This is a genomic window from Subsaximicrobium wynnwilliamsii, from assembly GCF_007997225.1.
In the GTDB taxonomy this organism is placed as follows: Bacteria; Bacteroidota; Bacteroidia; order Flavobacteriales; family Flavobacteriaceae; genus Psychroserpens; species Psychroserpens wynnwilliamsii.
The window spans coordinates 1-2,163 of sequence record NZ_VORM01000075.1 but is presented as its reverse complement, the minus strand read 5'-3'; the positions used below and the strand labels follow the sequence as shown (position 1 = coordinate 2,163).

Annotated in this window: 3 protein-coding genes; all 3 read right to left on the bottom strand. The window is 29.7% G+C overall.

What is annotated here, in order from left to right; translation table 11 throughout:
• Positions 1–265 precede the first annotated feature (265 nt).
• The 3 genes from ESY88_RS20510 to ESY88_RS20500 are packed head-to-tail and all read right to left on the bottom strand — an operon-like array spanning position 266 to position 2,000.
• Positions 266–817: a hypothetical protein gene (locus tag ESY88_RS20510; protein WP_189702685.1), complete on the bottom strand. Its 552-nt coding sequence runs from the start codon at positions 815–817 to the stop codon at positions 266–268.
• Between the two features lie 18 nt (positions 818–835).
• Positions 836–1,339, bottom strand: coding sequence for an endonuclease V (locus ESY88_RS20505; RefSeq protein WP_147088562.1), 504 nt, complete (start codon positions 1,337–1,339; stop codon positions 836–838).
• 34 nt (positions 1,340–1,373) lie between these two features.
• Positions 1,374–2,000 (bottom strand): hypothetical protein, encoded by a 627-nt coding sequence (locus ESY88_RS20500; RefSeq protein ID WP_147088563.1) that lies wholly within the window; start codon positions 1,998–2,000, stop codon positions 1,374–1,376.
• Between the last annotated feature and the right edge of the window lie 163 nt (positions 2,001–2,163).

Here is a 2,163-nt window from a genome sequence, read left to right as displayed (position 1 = left end):
GGCCGAGTGTCATTTTATCGGACTGGATTAGAAATCCGAAATAAAAATTCCGCGACCGTGAAAGGAATAGTTTTTTGAATTCCGATTGTCTAGTTCTGAGTGAATTCCGCCATTTTTTACAACGTTTTATGTGTATGAGCCGTTGCGTGTCTCATACACGAACCATTAAAGGTACAAAACTCCGTTGGAAAATTCCCAAGAATTTTCCAGATAAGCACAGACCCAGCAATGGCTTATACACGGTGTTGGCAAATCGTTTTTTTATTCAGTTTGTTTCAATTCCGATGTTTTTAAACAACTCTTTTGTTTCTGTAATATCAGATTCATTTTTCATTTCCATTAAGTCCCTCAACTTTCCGTTTTTCAATTTCAGGCTGAATCTTTTTCTGCCAAAAACTCGTTTTTCTGTTAGCGAATTTATTTCCGATAAGTTTATTTTTTCAGATGCGGTTTTTTTTAATAATTGATAAGTCAACATCACGATTGAGAATATTCCAAGAATTATCCATATAAATCCCATCCATTCCATCTGATTTTTTTCCAAAACAAAAAAAGGAAAAAGAACAGAATTAATAAGCGTAAAAACCAACGAAATTTTCATTAATAAATACTGCATTTTTAATCCATCTTCTATTTCAATCGACTTTTCGTTTTCGTTAAATTTGATTTTCATCGTTCTGTTTTTTTTAATGTTTGCCAACGTTGTTGTGTATGGACCGTTGCGTGTTAAAGCACGAACCATTAAAGATACAAAACTACGCTGGAAAATTCCCAAGAATTTACCATATGAGCACAGACCCAGCAATGGTTTATACACGGTGTTGGCAAACGTTTTTTATATTTCCCTTGTTAATTTATCTAATTCTTTTAATAAGGTTGGAATTCTATATTCGCCTTCCATTTCTTTAATTTTTTTAGCCGCTAATTTTAATTCAATTCCGATTGATGTAACGAATAACGGATTTTTACTCTTTCCACGATAAACATCAACTTTGTTTTTTTCAATAGTTGCAAAAGTTCTTTTAGCTACACCTATAATAGGAATTTGCTTATTCAATTTCTCATGTAAATATGCTCCCAAGCCAAATTTATTTTCATCGTTTAAGTAAACAAATCCGTCAACAATTATTAGTTCTATTACTGCTTTATCAATTTTTGACATTAGACTTATAATATTGGGAAGTTCTCTTCTATAAAATTCTCCCGAAACATATTCTTCAATACATGGAATTGTTTCTGAATAAATCTCAAAGGGTTTTTCATTAAACCAATCTTTAAAACTTAAACATACTGTTTTGGCTTTGTCATTAAAGTAATAGGTGTCAAATGCTAATATCATTGCATTTTATTTTGAGATTTGAAAATGATGAGGATTATTTAAATTTTTCTTCAATTACTTTATGTATTTTTTCGTAATTTTCAAATGAATATCCATTGTATTCAAATATTTTATCATTAAATTCTACTTCAGTTTTTTCTCCGTGAATATAACCTGAATCATACCCAATATTTTTTCCTCTAACTATTATACCACCATCTCCTCCACAACTTCCATGCAATATTAGAATAACTTTCAAAAATTCAGGATTTGAGTCAAGCTTTTCATAGGCATTTTGAATAAGTGGAAATTTGAATTGATTTTTTTTATAATTATAATCTATAGTTGCGTAAAATATTTCGTCTATCACAAAATCCTCTTTATTAGTATCAAATATTATTTGTTTGTCTTTATAATGATAATTATATATTTCATAGAATAAATCATTAATTCTTTCATCATAAGAGTATTCGTGAATTAATGTTAAGATTTCTCGTGCAAACATTTCTGATAATAAAACTTTTAAATAAGGATATTTACGTTTTTCTACAGAATCGAAATTTGACTTAAATAGACGAACAAATTGTGAATTGCTATTTCTACCGTCTAAATAATATTTAATAATGCTTTGTGGTAATTCTATTCCCGTTTGATTAGTAAAATCATTGAATAATTCTTCCATAATTTTAATAGAGTGAGTTTTTTTTCAAATGTTTGCCAACGCTCTTGAGTATGATTAGTTGCGGGTCTCAAGCGCTAATTTAGCAAATAAAAACGAACTTGGGCATCCCACGAGGATTTTCGGAAGAAGAACAAGCCAAGCAATTAATTATACGCGATGTTGT

What these genes read in the sequence shown, in the direction of transcription:
- ESY88_RS20505 (WP_147088562.1), bottom strand. Translation starts at nt 1,339, where the DNA reads ATGATATTAGCATTTGACACCTATTACTTTAATGACAAAGCCAAAACA.
- ESY88_RS20500 (WP_147088563.1), bottom strand. Translation starts at nt 2,000, where the DNA reads ATGGAAGAATTATTCAATGATTTTACTAATCAAACGGGAATAGAATTA.